Below are 16086 nucleotides of genomic sequence, written 5' to 3'. Positions count from 1 at the left end.
GACGAGGAGTATGCTGATGTTCCTGATCGACATGTTCAACAAGAAGACGATCATGCCCGATGCGCAGACAGCGCTGCCGGGTCGCGACGAGGCGATCCCGACGGCCGAGACGCATTTCGTCTCCGGGCGGCCGCTGAATGGCCCCTACCCCGACGGCACGAAGCAGGTCCTGCTTGGCATGGGCTGCTTCTGGGGCGCCGAACGGCTGCTCTGGAAGATCCCCGGTGTCTACGTGACGGCTGTCGGTTACGCTGGCGGGCTGACACGGAACCCGACCTATCAGGAGACGACCACCGGGCTCACAGGCCATGCCGAGGTGGTGCTGGTCGTCTATGATCCAGAGACGGTTCCGCTTGCGACCCTGCTCAAGACTTTCTTCGAGGAGCACGACCCGACCCAGGGCATGCGCCAGGGCAACGATATCGGCACCACCTACCGCTCGGCAATCTACACCTATGACGACGAGCAGCTGGCGGAGGCCAAGGCCGCGCGCACCACTTTCCAGGCGGCGCTGAAGTATTCCAACCATGGCGGCAGGATCACCACCGAGATCGGCGAGGCCGGCCCATTCTACTTCGCCGAGGACTATCACCAGCAATATCTGGCGAAGAACCCAAACGGCTATTGCGGCCTGCGCGGCACCGGGGTGAGTTGCCCGATCGGGTACTAGAGCGCCGTGCGTTCGACTGAACGCACAAAGGACGCCCTAGCACTTTGATTCTAGAGCATCTTTCCGCCTCCGGCGGTTCCACTCGAGAGCGGGATGCTCTAGACAGGCCGATGTGCTTGGCCTCAATCGACCCAAACCTTCACCATGATCGTTTCGTGTAAACAAACGCGGGATGCAGGCGGTAAGCCGCACACACTTTTCCTCATCCCGCTCCGACACCGGGGGGCCGCTTTGGGCCTCTCGAAAGCAAGCGCGATAGCCACAACCCAGAGGTCGCGCCGGATGGGCGCGCACACTTGCCGGCGATCTCAAAAGCGCAACAGAACCGGTGCCTTACGGGTACCGGCATCTGTGGGTTCAATTTTTACCATCTGAAAAATTTTGAGTGTTTTTTTGCCGTGACCGTGCAAGGATGCGCCACCCTAGCCCCAAGGAGAAGGGGGTGGGTTCCGCAGACAGGTTCCGTCAGGGAGCCGGCGGGAGGACCCAATAAGATCAATAGCGACAACAGGGCTGCACGATGAAAAAAACCATTCTCGGTCTCTTTGCCTTTTCGATGATGTCCGCGACGGCACTGGCCGCCGACATCAAGCCAGCGATCATCTACGATCTCGGCGGCAAGTTCGACAAATCCTTCAACGAGGCTGCCTTTAACGGCGCCGAAAAGTTCAAGACGGAATCGGGCGTCGAATACCGCGAGTTCGAAATCGCCAACGATGCCCAGCGCGAACAGGCGCTGCGCCGCTTTGCGAGCGACGGCAACAGCCCGATCGTCATGGCTGGCTTCAACTGGGCGGCTTCGCTCGAGAAGATCGCGCCGGAATATCCTGATATCAAGTTTGCGATCATCGACATGGTCGTCGAGAAGCCGAACGTCAAGTCGGTCGTCTTCAAGGAACAGGAAGGCTCCTACCTCGTCGGCGTTCTCGCCGGCCTCGCTTCGAAGTCGAAGACCGTCAGCTTCATCGGCGGCATGGACGTTCCGCTGATCCACAAGTTCGCCTGTGGCTACGTTGGCGGCGCCAAGTCGACCGGCGCTGACGTCAAGGTTCTGGAAGCCTACACCGGCACGACGCCGGACGCCTGGAACGACCCGGTCAAGGGCGGCGAAATCGCCAAGTCGCAGATCGACCAGGGCTCGGACGTCGTCTACCACGCAGCCGGCGGCACCGGCGTCGGCGTTCTGCAGGCAGCAGCAGATGCCGGCAAGCTCGGCATCGGCGTCGACTCCAACCAGAACGGCCTGCAGCCGGGCAAGGTCCTGACCTCGATGCTGAAGCGCGTCGACGTCGCCGTCTACGAAGCCTTCACGGCGGCCAAGAACGACAAGTTCGAGTTCGGCATTTCCAACCTCGGCCTCAAGGAAGATGGCGTCGGCTATGCGCTCGACGACAACAACAAGGCGCTGATCACGCCTGAGATGCTCGATGCAGTGGAAAAGGTGAAAGCCGAAATCATTGCCGGCAAGGTCGAAGTTCACGACTACATGAGCGACGAATCCTGCCCCTACTAAGAGCAGCACTTATGTAAATAGAAAGGCCGCCGGTTCGTTGGACCGGCGGCCTTTTTATTCCCGTTTGCCGTGGCGCTCGATCAGTAGTGCGGCGGCCGGGTGATCGCCGGCGCATCGAGCGATTGCTCCTCGAGCGACAGGAAACGCTCGGTCAGCCGGTCGAGCTTGGCGCGCGTCTGCTCCACCACCTTCCATTGCTCGGCGAGCTGGTCGGAAAGTTCCTCGATGGTCTTGGCCTGATGGGCCACCGTTTCCTCGAGGTGGGTGATCCGTTCGTCCGTCTTGTTCATGTCCGCCAACTCCGTCCTGCCACGCGCCGGCGCGCCCGCGCAGCACAATGGGATCTTGCCGGCAGATTGGCCATAGCCGGCATCATGTCAAGCAAGAGCCTCTCAGGCCTTCGCCGCCGCACCGCCCGACAGCGAAAATCCGGGATCCTTTGCCGAAAGCCGCTTGTGCAGATGCACCATCAGACCGGCGGCAAAGAGCGGCGTCAAAAGGTTGACGAAGGGCACCGCCAGAAAGGCCGCGAGCAGAAGGCCGGCGAGAAACACGGTGGAGCGGTGCTTCTCGCGGAAGAGCCGCGCCTCCGCCGGTGCACGATAGCGCATTGCCGCGAACTCGAAGAATTCGCGCCCGAGCAGATAGCCGTTGACCAGAAAGAAGGCGACGAGATTGACGCCCGGAACGAGCAGCAGGAAGAGCGCCAGCAGGTTGCCGAGGATGACAACGCCGAGAAACTTCAGCGATCCGGCGATCGCCTCGCCAAGCGGCAGCGGCCGGCCCTGCGGCTCGCTCGGATAGTCCCGCTTCTCGATCACCTCGGCAACATCGTCGAGGAAGAAGCCGGCGATCAGAGCGGTGACGGGGGCCAGAAGCAAAGCCAAGGCGAGCGCCAGCCCGAAGCTCGCGAAGATGCCGACGACGAAGGTCAGCCAACCGGCCCAGACGGGCGTGCCCGGCATCAGCGTATCGATCCACGGCAGCGCCAGCCAGATAAACACTTCGCGCACCGCAAACCAGAGCGCGACGAGCGCCAGTATCGTCAGGCCCAGCACCTTCCAGAAAACCGATCGGGTCTCGGGCGCAAGGAGATTGGCAAGCGAAAGTCGCGCCGCGTCCAAGATCATCTTCGCTCTCCAGTATGGCCCAAGGTTCGATGATGCATGTAGGCAGAGGCACCACCGGCGACAAGACACGCGCGGCGGAAGCCAGTCTTTATGCAAGATTCACGCGCCTCTTCTAAGGGAAGCATGGAAAACGCCAAGGGCGGCGATATTGTAGACGTAGCGGACAGCAGCAGCAGGCAAGAACAGCATTCCGCGGAGGATGACATGACAGAACAAAAGACACTCGCCAGCCTTTCCGTGCTGGTGCAGAGCGGCAAGCTGGACCCCGTGGACCTCGCCAAGCAAACCTATGCGGCGATCGACGCACACGGCGACTATGCCATCTTCGTCGAACTGACACCTGAGCGCGCGACGCGGGATGCCGAGGCCGCCTCGAAACGCCTCAGGGCGGGACGCTCGCTCGGCCTGCTCGACGGCCTGCCGGTCGCGTGGAAGGACCTCTTCGATGTGGCCGGCAGCGTCACGACCGCCGGCTCGAAGGTGCTGCAGACGCACGCCCCGGCCAGGAGCGACGCTCCGGTCGTTGCCGCCGTTGCCGCAGCCGGCATGGTCAGCGTCGGCCGCACCAATATGAGCGAGTTCGCCTTTTCGGGCCTTGGTATCAACCCGCATTACGGCACGCCGAGGAACCCCGCGGCCACCGACGTCGAACGCATTCCCGGCGGCTCGTCGTCAGGCTCGGCGGTCGCGGTCGCGGCCGGCCTGGTGCCGGCGGCGATCGGCACCGATACCGGTGGCTCCGTCCGCATCCCCGCGGCGATGACCGGCATTGTCGGTTACAAAGCAACACGCGGCCGCTACACGATGAAGGGCGTCTTTCCGCTGGCTGAAAGCCTGGATTCGCTTGGGCCCCTTTGCCACACGGTGCAGGACGCCGTGTGGGTGGACGCTGCCATGCACGGGCTGACGGCCCCGACGGTGCGCCGCGCCGACCTCTCCGGCGTCGCGCTGGTGATCCCGGAAACGGTGGTCTTCGACGATGCGGAGACGGAAGTCGTCGAGGCGTTCGAGGATGCCATCAAGCGGCTTGAAAAAGCCGGCGTTGCCGTCAGCCGCCGCGCCTTCCCGACCTTCTCGGCGGTCTTCGGGCTGATGGCCCGCCACGGCGCCCTGGTGACGGCCGAGGCCTATGCGCTTCATCGCGAGCGGCTGGCCGGGCACGAGGCCAATGAGATCGATCCCCGTGTCGTTGCCCGCACCAGGCTCGGCGAGAAGATCACCATGCCCGACTACATTGCCCTGCTCGACGCGCGCGACCAACTGATCCATGAGACGGTCGACAGCCTGAAGCCGAACGAGCTCATCGCCCACCCGACCCTGCCGCATGTAGCGCCGCCGATCGCGCCGCTGATCGAGGACGACGAGCTGTTCTTCAAGACCAACGCCAAGACGCTCCGCAACACGTCGATCGGCAACTTCCTGGATTTCTGCGGCATCTCCATTCCGTGCGGTACCGGTGCGGCGGAAATGCCCGTCGGCTTCCAGCTTGCAACGCCGCATCACCAGGACGATCGGCTGCTCTCCGTCGCGCTCTCGGCCGAAGCAATTATTCGGGGCGAAGCATGATCGTCTGCTTCGACATCGGCGGCTCGGCGATCAAGGGCGCGATCGTGCATTCGCGCGACCGGATCTTTCCGCTACCGCGACGGACGACGCCGCTCAGCAACTTCCGCCAGTTCGTTGAGGTGCTCGAATCGGTCCTGGACGAAGCGGGCGGACACCCGGATTGCGTGGCGATCTCGATCACCGGCGTCATCGATCCTGAGACGCGGCGGATCAAATGCGCCAACATCCCCTGTATCGACGGGCGCGAACTGGTCGCCGAACTCGAGGCGGCGCTGCACCTGCCGGTGAAGATCGCCAATGACGCCGACTGTTTTGCACTGGCCGAGGCCGGCGCGGGTGCGGGACGCGGCCATCGCATTGTCTTCGGCGCCATTCTCGGCACCGGGGTCGGCGGCGGCCTGGTGATCGACGGCCGGCTGATCAATGCCGATGGCGGCTTTGCCGGCGAATGGGGGCACGGCCCGGCGATCGCGGCCGAGGCCGGTAACCCGCCGATCACCATTCCCGCCTATGACTGCGGCTGCGGCCTGAAGCGCTGCGTCGATACCGTTGGCGGCGCGCGCGGGTTGGAGCGGCTGCACCAGACCGCCCATGGCAAGACGCTTTCAAGCCATGAGATCATCGAGGCCTGGAAGGCTGGGGATGCAGAGGCAAAGCGCACGGTCGATCTGCTCGTCGATCTCGTGAGTTCGCCTTTGGCACTCGTCATCAACATCACCGGCGCGACGATCGTGCCTGTCGGCGGGGGACTCTCCAATTCCGAGGAACTACTCGCCGAAATCGACAGGACAGTGCGTAGCCGGATTCTCCGGCAGTTCGACCGGCCGCTGGTGGTGCGTGGTGAATGCCGGGTCGAGCCCGGATTGATCGGCGCGGCGCTGCTTGGCCTCGGCGAGGAGAAGATATGAGCGACATCAAACTCGAAGTCTGCGTCGACGATGCGGACGGGCTTTATGCGGCGATCGAAGGCGGCGCCGACCGGATCGAGCTCTGCGCCGCCCTGTCCGTCGGTGGCCTGACGCCCAACCCCGGATTGATGGCGCTGGCCGGTCCGCCGCCGGTGCCCGTTTACGCAATGATCCGCCCGCGCCCGGGCGACTTCGTGTTTTCAGCCGCGGACCTCGACGTCATGCGTCGCGATATCGACGCGGCACGGGATGCGGGCCTGGCGGGCGTCGTGCTCGGCGCCTCGCTTGCCGACGGGCGCCTCGATACGTCGATGCTGATCAAGCTCACAGGCCATGCGGCCGGACTCAGGATGACGCTGCACCGCGTCTTCGACCTGGTTCCGGATTTCACCGAGGCGATGGAGGTGGCGGTCGAGCTCGGCTTCGAACGCATCCTGACCTCGGGCGGTGCCAGGAGCGCACCGCAGGCGATCGATCGATTGGCCGAAATTGTCGATCTCGCCAAGGGCAGGCTGTCGATCATGCCGGGGTCCGGCGTCACCCTCGATACGGTCGATGCCCTTCTCGACCGGGTGACCGTCAGCGAAGTGCACTCCTCCTGCTCCGTTCGTGAGCCGGCTCAGGATCCGCGATTGGTCGAAATGGGCTTCGTTTCGGCCGACCGGCGCCGCACCGATGCGGAAACGGTCCGGGCGATGAAGGCGAGACTTTCAGCGCGCTGAGACACCGTTGCCCGAAATGAAAAGCCCCGGACAACGTTTGCGCTGTCCGGGGCTTTTGCTTGATGCGTTATGATCAGGCTGCGTAGACCTGCGTGCCGCCGATCCAGGTAGAGCTCATGCCGAGCTCCGGCGTCAAAAGCACGAAATCCGCATCGGCGCCGGGCTTCAGCCGTCCCTTGTGGGTGGCGAGACCCATGGCATCGGCCGGATAGGCGGAGGCCATCCGCAAGGCTTCTTCCACCGGCAGGCCGAGCTTGTCGTGCACGAAACGGACCGACGACAGCATGTCGATGTCGGCGCCGGCGAGCGTACCGTCGGCAAGCGTCAGGCGACCGCCTTCGCGCAGGATCTCGCGGCCGTTCAGCTGGAAGCTGGTCATGTCCGTGCCGATCGGCGACATCGCGTCGGTCACCAGGAAGATCTGGCCCGGGCCGACTTTTGCGCGCAGCGCCACGCCCATCGAGGCCGGCTCGACATGGTAGCCGTCGGCAATCAGGCCCGCATGCAAGGTGCCGGTGGCAAGTGCCGCGCCGACCACGCCAGGCTCGCGATGGCCAAGGCCGCTCATGGCGTTGAAAAGATGGGTCACCGTCCTTGCGCCCGCCTTGGCATAGGCGACGGCAGTTTCGTAACCGACATCGGTGTGGCCGAGGCTGACGACGGCGCCGGCTTCGGCCAGCGCCCGCACCTGTTCCCGGGTGGCGTTTTCCGGGGCGACGGTCACCATCAGCACGCCGAGCGCCTTGGCGCAATCGAGCATTTCGGCGAGATCGGCATCGTCCATCGGGCGGATCAGCTTCGGATCATGGGCGCCCTTGCGTGCGACCGAGAGATGCGGACCTTCGAGATGCAGCCCGAGGAAACCCGGCACGCCAGCGGCCTTGGCGTCGAGACCCGCCTTGATGGTGGCGCTTCTGATTTCGCGTGTGTCGGTGATCAGCGTCGGCAGCAGTGCGGTGGTGCCGAACTTGGCATGCGCCGAACAGATCTGCCGGATACCCTCGACGGACGGTTCTTCGTTCAGAAGCGCACCACCGCCGCCGTTGACCTGCAGGTCGATGAAGCCCGGCACGAGCAGCATGCCATGCGCATCGATTTTTTTGGCATCGGCGGGGACGTCCGCCACTGCCACGATCGCCTTGACGCGGCCGGCCTCGATCACGAGAGCACAGCCGTCATGCCATTCGACGCCGTCGAACAGGCGGGCGCCGGTGATTGCTTTCCTCTCGCTCATCTCGTCTCCGTTACCTTCTTGAGGCTCGCCGGTGCGTCGGGGTTGAGACCGCGCGAGCGCGACCAGGCTTCGACGAAGCCATAGAACGGCAGGATCAAGGTCAGCGCGTCGGTGATCGGGTGGCCCGTCTCGACGAACGGCAGGCGCTTGGCCTTGCCGGCAAGGCTCGATGTAACATGAACCACTGCGCCCTTTTCGGCCATACCGTCGGCAATGCCGGCGACCGAAGTTTCGGCTGCATCACGGGCCGCAAGCGTCAGCACCGGGAACTTGGCGCCGACGAGCGCCACCGGCCCGTGCAGAACTTCGGCCGCGGAATAGGCTTCCGCATGCATGCCGGAGGTTTCCTTGAACTTCAGCGCCGCCTCGCTGGCGATCGCAAGCGCCGGGCCACGGCCGAGCACATAGAGCGATTCCGCCTCGCCGAGATCGTCGGCAAAGGCCTGCCAGTCGAGCTTGACGGCCTTCGCAAACTGGTTCGGCAGATCGGTGACTGCCCGCTTAAGCGCTGCGTCACCGGTCCATTCGCCGAGCACGGCAAGGCCGGCGACGATCGAATTGACGTAGGACTTGGTGGCCGCAACGGCGATTTCCGGACCGGCGAGAATGTCGAGAGGGTTGGTGCAGGCCTCGGAGATCGGCGAGGGCAGCGTGTTGGTGAGCGCGATCGAGACGGCGCCGGCATCGGTCGCGGCCTGGGCCATAGCGACGATATCCGGGCTCTTGCCCGACTGCGAAATCGCGATCGCCGCGGCACCGCCGAGCTTCAGCTTGGCGCCGTAGATCGAGGCGAGCGACGGGCCGAGCGAGGCGACCGGTCGACCGGCCTGCAGCTCGATCGCATATTTGAGGAAAAGCGCGGCATGATCGGAGGAGCCGCGGGCGATCGTGACCAGGAAGGCCGGATCCTTGACGCGGAGTGCCGCGCCGGCGGCCTTGAGCTGATCGGCCGAGCGTTCCAGCAGGCGCTGGGCGGCTTCGGGGATCTCGTCGATTTCTCGGCGCATATTGGTCTGCATGGTCAATTCCTTTCTGCGGGCGGTCGCTTTAGGATTCCGACAGCGTCAGTTCCGCGACAAAGTCATAGGCATCGCCCCGGTAGAGCGAGCGGGTGAATTCGACGACGCGTCCCGATGCGAGATAGGAGACGCGTTCGATGGAAAGGCCGGCCGAGCCAACGGCAACGCCGAGCATCGAGGCATCCGGGTCCTTGATGTTGCAGGCGGAGATGCGCTGAACGGCACGAACCGGACGGGACCGCGTCTTGTCCAGCGCCGAATAGAGCGACGAGGTAACGGCCTGCGGGTCCGGCAGGAACTCCGCGGAGATGCTGGCGCGCTCGATCGCAAGCGGCATGTCGTCGGCGATTCGCAGGCGCCCGAGACGGGCAACCAGCGCGTCAGCGGGAAGGCCAAGCGCCATCATCTCATCCGGCGAAGGATGAAACAGGCCGCGTTCCAGCCAGCGCGCATGGGTGTTCAACCCGCGGCGCGCCATGTCTTCGGTGAACGACGTCAACCGCGACAGAGATTGCTGCACCTTGGAGACCGGCTTGACGACAAAGGTGCCGGAACCGTGGCGGCGAACCAGCAGCCCATCGCGCACCAGATCGTCCACCGCCTTGCGCACGGTCACGCGGCTGATGTTGGCATAGTCGGCAAGGTCGCGCTCTGGCGGCAAGGCGTCGCCATGGTTGAGCTTGCCCGACTGGATTGCGTCTTCGAGCGATTGCCGAAGCTTGAGATAGAGCGGCCCCGATCCTCCGGACAGCAGGCCCTCGAGCGGCAGAATGGAAGCGAGCTGGTGCGTCATGCACTCGCCCTCGCCTGTGAGCCAAACCGTTGCGCGGCCAGAGCGACCGACCCGGTCAGTGCGTCCGCCTCGGCCTCGACGAGCAACGCCTGATGGCGCTCGGCAAGCCAGGGGCGATAGAGCGGCGCCAATCCGCCAAGCAGACACAGCCTCTCGCAGCCTCGTGCAACCACGACATCCAGCGCCTCATCCACCGTAAGTGCGGCGGCCTTCAGGATCCGCACGGCGACGGGATCGCCTGCGGCAGCCCCTTCGAAGACCCGCGGCGCATAGCGGCCGAACTCGCCGGGCTTCGCAAGACGGGCAAAATCGACGACATCGCGCGCGTCGTTGTTGAATTCGGCCAGAACGCTATCCGTGACCGCGGAAGCTGCATGAATACTGTCGAAGGCAAGCAGGCTTTCCTGCAGAAGCGCATGGCCGATGCGGGCTCCGCTGCCATGGTCGCCGATGGTGAAACCCCAGCCGCCGACATAACTGACCGTATCTCCCTGGCGCAAAATATAGATGGTGCCCGTACCGAGGATGGCGACCGCGCCATCCTGGTTGCCGAGCGCACCCTGCAGCGCGATCAAACCGTCGGATTCGATATCCGCGGCGGCGAAGGGCAGACGACGCTTTACGTAATGCACGGCATCGCCGACATTATGTCCGGCCACACCGACGATCGCCTTGGCGGCGGCAATGCCCTCAGGATCGAGGCCCGCCTCTTCAAAGGCTGCGCGGGCGGCTCCGCCGATATTGGCGAGCGCGGTTTCCGGGTCTGTCAGGATATTGGCGGCGCCGGCCTTGCCACGCCCGAGAATGCGCCCATCTGCCGTTGCCACGGCAGCCCGGCAGCTCGTCCCGCCCCCGTCGATTCCTATCAGGTAATTTGTCATGAGTACCTCCGCCCATTGAGGATACCAAAAAAATACCAATAACCAAGTCCGAATCCGCCCACGCTTTCGATTTCGTTGCAATTCATTGAAATTTAAAGACTAATTTAGACGATCGGTTTTTTCGGACGCCAAAAGTTAAATTCTGCTGGACAATTGGTATTTTTTTGGCATTAATTTCAACCGAGAGGAGACATGACCCATGCCGTCAGCAAAGACCGAAGAGCGTCACGACAACGCCAAGGGCCTGGATCTTATGCATCCGGCGCTGGCGCTGCGACTGCTCGCCGCCGGCCAGCAGGCAGCGGCCAAGGCCGTCGATGCGGCGATTGAGTCGATCTCCGCCGCCGCCTCGATTGCCGCCGAAGCGCTCAGCTCCGGGCGGCGTCTTGCCTATGCGGGCGCCGGCAGTTCCGGCCTCATGGCGATGGCCGACGCGCTCGAACTGCCCGGCACCTATGGCATTGCACAGGATCAGATCGTCATCCTGCTTGCCGGCGGCGCTGCCAGCCTCAGCGACCTCGCGGGCGGTTATGAGGACGACATGGACCTCGCCCGAGAGGACGTGCGCAAGGCGGGCATCGGCGCGGGCGACTGTCTCGTTTCCGTTTCCGCAAGCGGTTCCACCCCTTACGCGCTTGCCGCCGCCGACGAGGCCCGCAAGCGCGGCGCCAAGGTAATCGCCGTCGCCAACAATCCGGGTGCGGCGCTCTTCAAGGACGCGGACGTCTCGATCCTCTTGCAGACGCCGCCGGAAGTGGTCTCCGGCTCGACCCGCATGGGCGCCGGCACCGCACAGAAGATCGCCTTCAACATGTTCTCGACACTGGTCGGCATCCATCTCGGCCACGTGCTCGACGGCCACATGGTCAACCTGCGCGCCGACAATATCAAGCTGCACGGCCGCGCGATCCGCATCGTCACCGACATCACCGGCATCAGCGCCACTGAGGCCGGCCGGCTGATCAACGAGGCTTCCGGCTCGGTCAAGGTCGCGATCCTTCTCGCCTCGGGCGCGAAGGACGTCGCAGCCGCGGACGCCGCTCTGAAAGAGGCGAAGCAGAACCTGCGCCGGGCGATCGATATCGTCTCGGCCTGAATCAATTCTGGGATCCAAACCGCGCCAAAGCGGCGCCTATAAAAAGGGAGAACCTGCATGACCCGTACAACAATCAAAGGCCTGCTGCTCGCTTCGAGCATTCTCGGCACGGCCGGGCTGGCGCACGCCGAGGACGTGACGCTGACCATCGAAAGCTGGCGCAACGACGACCTGGCGATCTGGCAGGAAAAACTTATCCCTGCCTTCGAAGCGAAGAACCCGGGCATCAAGGTCAAGTTCGCCCCGATGGCGCCGACCGAATACAATGCGGCGCTGAACGCCAAGCTCGATGCCGGCTCCGCGGGTGACCTCGTTACCTGCCGTCCGTTCGACGTCTCGCTCGAACTCTACAACAAGAAGCACCTTGCCGACCTGACGGCGCTGCCGGGCATGGAAAACTTCTCGCCGGTCGCCAAGTCCGCCTGGACCACCGATGACGGCAAGTCCACCTTCTGCGTGCCGATGGCTTCAGTCATCCACGGCTTCATCTACAACAAGGACGCCTTCGACCAGCTCGGCATCCAGATCCCGACGACGGAAGCGGAATTCTTCGCCGCCCTCGACAAGATCAAGGCCGACGGCAACTACATCCCGATGGCGATGGGCACCAAGGACCTCTGGGAAGCCGCAACCATGGGCTACCAGAACATCGGCCCGAACTACTGGAAGGGCGAAGAAGGCCGCGCTGCGCTGATCAAGGGCGAGCAGAAGCTGACCGACGAACCGTGGGTCGAGCCCTACCGCGTTCTCGCCAAGTGGAAGGACTATCTCGGCGACGGCTTCGAAGCCCAGACCTATCCGGACAGCCAGAACCTCTTCACGCTCGGCCGCGCCGCGATCTATCCGGCCGGCTCGTGGGAAATCGGCCTGTTCAACACCCAGGCACAGTTCAAGATGGGCGCCTTCCCGCCGCCGGTCAAAAACGCCGGCGACACCTGCTACATCTCGGACCACAACGACATCGGCATCGGCCTCAATGCCAAGAGCGCACATGCCGAACAGGCCAAGACCTTCCTGACCTGGGTTGCTTCGCCTGAGTTCGCCGACATCTACGCCAATGCACTGCCGGGCTTCTTCAGCCTCAACTCCACCCCGGTGAAGATGACCGATCCGCTCGCTCAGGAATTCGTCTCCTGGCGCGAAAAGTGCAAGCCGACGATCCGCTCGACCTACCAGATCCTGGCGCGCGGCACGCCGAGCCTCGAAAACGAGACCTGGGTCGAGTCGGCCAACGTAATCAACGGCACGGATACGCCGGAGGTTGCCGCCGAGAAGCTGCAGAAGGGCCTCGACTCCTGGTACAAGCCGGCGAAGTGAGAAGAGACGTAAGCGCAACAGGTTCCCTCCCCTTTTTGGGGAGGGTCGGCCCTACGGCACCCGTGTCCTGTCGGACGCAGAAGGGCGCCGTAGCAGTTTGAATTGCTGCATGTTTTGTCCTTGGGACAGTTGCAGCAAGGCCGGGCGGGGCGACATTGGCCGATGAGGCACTCCCCCAGCCGTCGCGTCACAGGCCTCCCATCGTGGGAGGCCACCGACGCAGTCGTTTGCAAAAGAACGCGATAGACTTAACCTTCGTCATGAGCCCTCGCAAAAAGGGCAGATGGCATGCGGCGAGACCGGCCGTGTGGCGTCGATGCGCATCGTGACTGTCTGGGGACCGGTCTTCTAGAAACGGATGGACCAATGAGTGACGCTCTTTCAGTGCAAGACGGACAGCCGACCGCAAGGCGGCCGAAGCGCTGGCACATCCTCGTTTTCCTGCTGCCGGCCTTCCTGGTCTATTCGGCGGTGATGATCCTGCCGCTGATCGAGACGCTCAGGCTCTCTCTGTACAACACGGTTGACGGACAGCCGGCTTTCGTCGGCCTTGCCAATTTCCAGACGCTGTTTGGGGAAGAGCGCTGGGCCCACGACTTCTGGAACGCGCTGAAGAACAACGTCATCTTCTTCATCATCCACATGTGCGTGCAAAACCCGATCGGCGTCGCCCTCGCCGCCATGCTGTCGATCCCGAAGCTGCGCTTCGTCACCTTCTACCGCACGGCGATCTTCCTGCCGACGCTGCTCTCCTTCGTGATCGTCGGCTTCATCTGGAAGCTGATCCTGTCGCCGATCTGGGGCGTGTCGCCCTGGATACTCGACCTCGTTGGCCTGAAGTCGCTGTTTGCGCCCTGGCTCGGAAAGCCGGGCTCGGCCCTCATCGCCGTGTCGCTGATCTCGGTCTGGCAATATGTCGGCATCCCGATGATGCTGATCTACGCAGCGCTGCTCAACATTCCCGATGAGGTGATCGAGGCTGCCGAATGCGACGGCGTCACCGGCTGGAGCCAGTTCTGGAAGATCAAGCTGCCGCTGATCCTGCCGGCCATCGGCATCATCTCGATCCTGACCTTCGTCGGCAACTTCAACGCCTTCGACCTGGTCTACACGGTGCAGGGCGCGCTCGCCGGGCCTGATGGTTCGACCGACATTCTCGGCACGTTGCTTTACCGCACCTTCTTCGGTTTCCAGCTGCAGCTCGGTGACCGCTCCATGGGCGCGACGATCGCCACGGTGATGTTCCTGATCATCCTCGCCGGCGTGTCGCTCTACCTCTTCGTCATTCAGCGCCGCATGCGCCGCTACCAGTTTTGAGGAGACCGGAGATGTCGAAAGCACGCGATTCTTTCCTCCGCACCGGCTTCGTCCACGTGGCGCTGATCGCCTACACGCTGGTGTCGCTGTTCCCAGTGTTCCTGACGATCATCAACTCGTTCAAGGATCGCAACGCGATCTTCAGGGCGCCGCTGACGATCCCGACGCCGCAGACCTTCAGCCTGATCGGCTATGAAACGGTCCTCGGCCAGGGCGATTTCGCCACCTATTTCCAGAACAGCTTCATCGTCACGATCGTCTCGATCGCACTGGTGCTGCTCTTCGGGGCGATGGCCGCCTTCGCGCTGTCGGAATACCGTTTCCGCGGCAACACGGTGATGGGCCTCTATCTTGCGATCGGCATCATGATCCCGATCCGTCTCGGCACCGTCGCCATTCTCCAGGGCATGGTCGCCGCCAATCTGGTCAACACGCTGACGGCGCTGATCCTGGTCTACACGGCGCAAGGGTTGCCACTCGCGATCTTCATCCTCTCGGAGTTCATGCGCACGGTCTCGGATGACCTGAAGAACGCGGGGCGCATCGACGGGCTTTCGGAATACTCGATCTTCTTCCGCCTGGTTCTGCCGCTGGTGCGGCCGGCCATGGCGACTGTCGCGGTGTTCACGATGATCCCGATCTGGAACGACCTCTGGTTCCCGCTGATCCTGGCCCCGGCGGAGGCGACCAAAACGGTGACGCTCGGCTCGCAGATCTTCATCGGCCAGTTCGTCACCAACTGGAATGCGGTTCTGGCGGCCCTCTCGCTCGCCATCCTTCCGGTCCTCGTTCTCTACGTCATCTTCTCGCGGCAGCTGATCCGCGGCATCACGGCAGGAGCAGTCAAGTGAGTGCAAGCAGCAAACCCGTCCGGGTCCTCGTCGCAGGGCTCGGCAACATGGGGCGCAGCCATGCGCTCGCCTATCACAACAACCCCGGTTTCGAGATCGTCGGCCTCGTCAACCGCTCAAAGGTGCCGCTGCCGGAAGAGCTTGGCAGCTACCAGATCCATCCCGACTTCAAGACGGCACTGACCGAGCTGAAGCCGGATCTCTGCTCGATCTGCACCTATTCGGACAGCCATGCCGACTTTGCTGTCATGGCGTTTGAAGCCGGTGCCGACGTCTTCGTCGAAAAGCCGCTCGCAACCACCGTTGCCGACGCCGAGCGCGTCGTCGCGGCGGCGAAAAAGCACGGTCGCAAGCTGGTGATCGGCTATATCCTGCGCCACCACCCCTCGTGGATCCGGCTGATCGCCGAGGCGCGCAAGCTCGGTGGCCCCTATGTCTTCCGCATGAACCTGAACCAGCAGTCGAGCGGACCGACCTGGGAGACCCACAAGTCGCTGATGAAGACGACGTCGCCGATCGTCGACTGCGGCGTGCACTATGTCGACGTCATGTGCCAGATCACCGACGCAAAGCCGGTGGAAGTGCGCGGCATGGGACTTCGCCTCTCCGACGAGATCGCCCCCGACATGTACAATTACGGCCACCTGCAGGTGATCTTCGAGGACGGTTCGGCCGGCTGGTACGAAGCCGGCTGGGGTCCGATGATCTCGGAAACGGCCTTCTTCGTGAAGGACGTGATGTCACCGAAGGGCTCCGTGTCGATCGTCATGGACCAGAACGCCAAGTCGGACGACATCGACATGCATACCAAGACCGCGGTGATCCGGCTGCACAACGCCGAAACCGGTCCCAATGGTCGCTTCCTGAGGGCCGATGAGGATCTCAAGATGGACGGCGAGCCCGGGCACCAGGAACTCTGCGACCGCGAGCAGGCCTATGTCCTGAAAGCCATTCGCGAAGACATCGACCTCGACCGTCACATGAACGACGCCGTGCAGTCGCTGCGCATCTGCCTTGCCGCAGACGAAAGCGTGCGCACCGGCAGACCAGTCAAACTCTAAAGGGGGCA

At 63.5% G+C, this 16086-nt stretch carries 16 protein-coding genes; 10 read left to right on the top strand and 6 right to left on the bottom strand.

Translation table 11 applies throughout. The features are described 5' to 3' along the window. The first annotated feature begins 16 nt into the window (after window positions 1-16). Window positions 17-670, top strand: coding sequence for a peptide-methionine (S)-S-oxide reductase MsrA (msrA, locus tag ACTJKM_RS14425; RefSeq protein WP_058326263.1), 654 nt, complete (start codon window positions 17-19; stop codon window positions 668-670). A 520-nt stretch (window positions 671-1190) separates the two neighbouring features. Continuing rightward, window positions 1191-2183: a BMP family lipoprotein gene (locus ACTJKM_RS14420; RefSeq protein WP_057247787.1), complete on the top strand. Its 993-nt coding sequence runs from the start codon at window positions 1191-1193 to the stop codon at window positions 2181-2183. 80 nt (window positions 2184-2263) lie between these two features. On the opposite strand, the gene ACTJKM_RS14415 is transcribed toward ACTJKM_RS14420, so the two are convergent. After that, on the bottom strand, window positions 2264-2473 hold the full coding sequence (locus tag ACTJKM_RS14415) for a SlyX family protein (protein ID WP_057248228.1): 210 nt from the start codon (window positions 2471-2473) through the stop codon (window positions 2264-2266). Window positions 2474-2575: 102 nt separating this feature from the next. Next, window positions 2576-3313: a sulfate transporter family protein gene (locus ACTJKM_RS14410; RefSeq protein ID WP_058326173.1), complete on the bottom strand. Its 738-nt coding sequence runs from the start codon at window positions 3311-3313 to the stop codon at window positions 2576-2578. 204 nt (window positions 3314-3517) lie between these two features. Here ACTJKM_RS14410 and ACTJKM_RS14405 point away from each other — a divergent pair, with 204 nt between their 5' ends. Genes ACTJKM_RS14405 through ACTJKM_RS14395 form a run of 3 tightly spaced genes read left to right on the top strand, consistent with a single transcriptional unit; the run spans window position 3518 to window position 6509 of the window. Continuing rightward, window positions 3518-4879: an amidase gene (locus ACTJKM_RS14405; protein WP_058326262.1), complete on the top strand. Its 1362-nt coding sequence runs from the start codon at window positions 3518-3520 to the stop codon at window positions 4877-4879. Continuing rightward, a complete protein-coding gene (locus ACTJKM_RS14400) occupies window positions 4876-5787 on the top strand; it encodes an ROK family protein (RefSeq protein ID WP_058326172.1) in 912 nt (303 codons plus the stop codon). The genes ACTJKM_RS14405 and ACTJKM_RS14400 overlap by 4 nt, the downstream gene beginning before the upstream one ends. Then, entirely contained in the window at window positions 5784-6509 is a 726-nt protein-coding gene (locus ACTJKM_RS14395) for a copper homeostasis protein CutC (protein ID WP_440660549.1), read from the top strand. The genes ACTJKM_RS14400 and ACTJKM_RS14395 overlap by 4 nt, the downstream gene beginning before the upstream one ends. Before the next feature lie 73 nt (window positions 6510-6582). Here the strand turns inward: ACTJKM_RS14395 and nagA are convergent, their stop codons facing one another. Genes nagA through ACTJKM_RS14375 form a run of 4 tightly spaced genes read right to left on the bottom strand, consistent with a single transcriptional unit; the run spans window position 6583 to window position 10436 of the window. Then, window positions 6583-7743, bottom strand: coding sequence for an N-acetylglucosamine-6-phosphate deacetylase (gene nagA, locus ACTJKM_RS14390; RefSeq protein WP_058326170.1), 1161 nt, complete (start codon window positions 7741-7743; stop codon window positions 6583-6585). Next, complete coding sequence (locus tag ACTJKM_RS14385) at window positions 7740-8762, bottom strand: SIS domain-containing protein (protein ID WP_058326169.1); 1023 nt, start codon at window positions 8760-8762, stop codon at window positions 7740-7742. Before ACTJKM_RS14385 ends, nagA begins: the two co-directional genes overlap by 4 nt. A gap of 28 nt (window positions 8763-8790) precedes the next feature. Further along, complete coding sequence (locus tag ACTJKM_RS14380) at window positions 8791-9555, bottom strand: GntR family transcriptional regulator (RefSeq protein ID WP_058326168.1); 765 nt, start codon at window positions 9553-9555, stop codon at window positions 8791-8793. Beyond that, window positions 9552-10436: an N-acetylglucosamine kinase gene (locus ACTJKM_RS14375; RefSeq protein WP_058326167.1), complete on the bottom strand. Its 885-nt coding sequence runs from the start codon at window positions 10434-10436 to the stop codon at window positions 9552-9554. Before ACTJKM_RS14375 ends, ACTJKM_RS14380 begins: the two co-directional genes overlap by 4 nt. A gap of 199 nt (window positions 10437-10635) precedes the next feature. On the opposite strand from ACTJKM_RS14375, the gene ACTJKM_RS14370 reads away from it, so the two are divergent. The 5 genes from ACTJKM_RS14370 to ACTJKM_RS14350 all read left to right on the top strand — a co-directional run bounded on the left by ACTJKM_RS14370 (window position 10636) and on the right by ACTJKM_RS14350 (window position 16078). Next, window positions 10636-11532 (top strand): N-acetylmuramic acid 6-phosphate etherase, encoded by an 897-nt coding sequence (locus ACTJKM_RS14370; protein WP_058326166.1) that lies wholly within the window; start codon window positions 10636-10638, stop codon window positions 11530-11532. 57 nt (window positions 11533-11589) lie between these two features. Continuing rightward, on the top strand, window positions 11590-12849 hold the full coding sequence (locus tag ACTJKM_RS14365) for an ABC transporter substrate-binding protein (protein WP_058324494.1): 1260 nt from the start codon (window positions 11590-11592) through the stop codon (window positions 12847-12849). A gap of 366 nt (window positions 12850-13215) precedes the next feature. Continuing rightward, complete coding sequence (locus ACTJKM_RS14360) at window positions 13216-14166, top strand: carbohydrate ABC transporter permease (RefSeq protein ID WP_057248225.1); 951 nt, start codon at window positions 13216-13218, stop codon at window positions 14164-14166. A gap of 11 nt (window positions 14167-14177) precedes the next feature. Further along, window positions 14178-15017 (top strand): carbohydrate ABC transporter permease, encoded by an 840-nt coding sequence (locus ACTJKM_RS14355; RefSeq protein WP_057247778.1) that lies wholly within the window; start codon window positions 14178-14180, stop codon window positions 15015-15017. After that, complete coding sequence (locus ACTJKM_RS14350; protein WP_058326165.1) at window positions 15014-16078, top strand: Gfo/Idh/MocA family protein; 1065 nt, start codon at window positions 15014-15016, stop codon at window positions 16076-16078. Before ACTJKM_RS14355 ends, ACTJKM_RS14350 begins: the two co-directional genes overlap by 4 nt. Window positions 16079-16086 lie beyond the last annotated feature (8 nt).

It is taken from the genome of Ensifer sp. 22460 (assembly GCF_052044935.1).
Classification (GTDB): Bacteria; Pseudomonadota; Alphaproteobacteria; order Rhizobiales; family Rhizobiaceae; genus Ensifer.
Note: the sequence above shows the minus strand (reverse complement) of the source record. Positions and strands in the feature narration are given on the sequence as shown.

Excerpts from the sequence above, each read along its gene's own strand:
- ACTJKM_RS14410 (WP_058326173.1), bottom strand. The coding sequence starts at position 3,313 with ATGATCTTGGACGCGGCGCGACTTTCGCTTGCCAATCTCCTTGCGCCC.
- ACTJKM_RS14385 (WP_058326169.1), bottom strand. The coding sequence starts at position 8,762 with ATGCAGACCAATATGCGCCGAGAAATCGACGAGATCCCCGAAGCCGCC.
- ACTJKM_RS14420 (WP_057247787.1), top strand. The coding sequence starts at position 1,191 with ATGAAAAAAACCATTCTCGGTCTCTTTGCCTTTTCGATGATGTCCGCG.
- ACTJKM_RS14365 (WP_058324494.1), top strand. The coding sequence starts at position 11,590 with ATGACCCGTACAACAATCAAAGGCCTGCTGCTCGCTTCGAGCATTCTC.
- ACTJKM_RS14375 (WP_058326167.1), bottom strand. The coding sequence starts at position 10,436 with ATGACAAATTACCTGATAGGAATCGACGGGGGCGGGACGAGCTGCCGG.
- ACTJKM_RS14395 (WP_440660549.1), top strand. The coding sequence starts at position 5,784 with ATGAGCGACATCAAACTCGAAGTCTGCGTCGACGATGCGGACGGGCTT.
- ACTJKM_RS14405 (WP_058326262.1), top strand. The coding sequence starts at position 3,518 with ATGACAGAACAAAAGACACTCGCCAGCCTTTCCGTGCTGGTGCAGAGC.
- nagA (WP_058326170.1), bottom strand. The coding sequence starts at position 7,743 with ATGAGCGAGAGGAAAGCAATCACCGGCGCCCGCCTGTTCGACGGCGTC.
- ACTJKM_RS14370 (WP_058326166.1), top strand. The coding sequence starts at position 10,636 with ATGCCGTCAGCAAAGACCGAAGAGCGTCACGACAACGCCAAGGGCCTG.
- ACTJKM_RS14360 (WP_057248225.1), top strand. The coding sequence starts at position 13,216 with ATGAGTGACGCTCTTTCAGTGCAAGACGGACAGCCGACCGCAAGGCGG.
- ACTJKM_RS14380 (WP_058326168.1), bottom strand. The coding sequence starts at position 9,555 with ATGACGCACCAGCTCGCTTCCATTCTGCCGCTCGAGGGCCTGCTGTCC.
- ACTJKM_RS14400 (WP_058326172.1), top strand. The coding sequence starts at position 4,876 with ATGATCGTCTGCTTCGACATCGGCGGCTCGGCGATCAAGGGCGCGATC.
- msrA (WP_058326263.1), top strand. The coding sequence starts at position 17 with ATGTTCCTGATCGACATGTTCAACAAGAAGACGATCATGCCCGATGCG.
- ACTJKM_RS14415 (WP_057248228.1), bottom strand. The coding sequence starts at position 2,473 with ATGAACAAGACGGACGAACGGATCACCCACCTCGAGGAAACGGTGGCC.
- ACTJKM_RS14355 (WP_057247778.1), top strand. The coding sequence starts at position 14,178 with ATGTCGAAAGCACGCGATTCTTTCCTCCGCACCGGCTTCGTCCACGTG.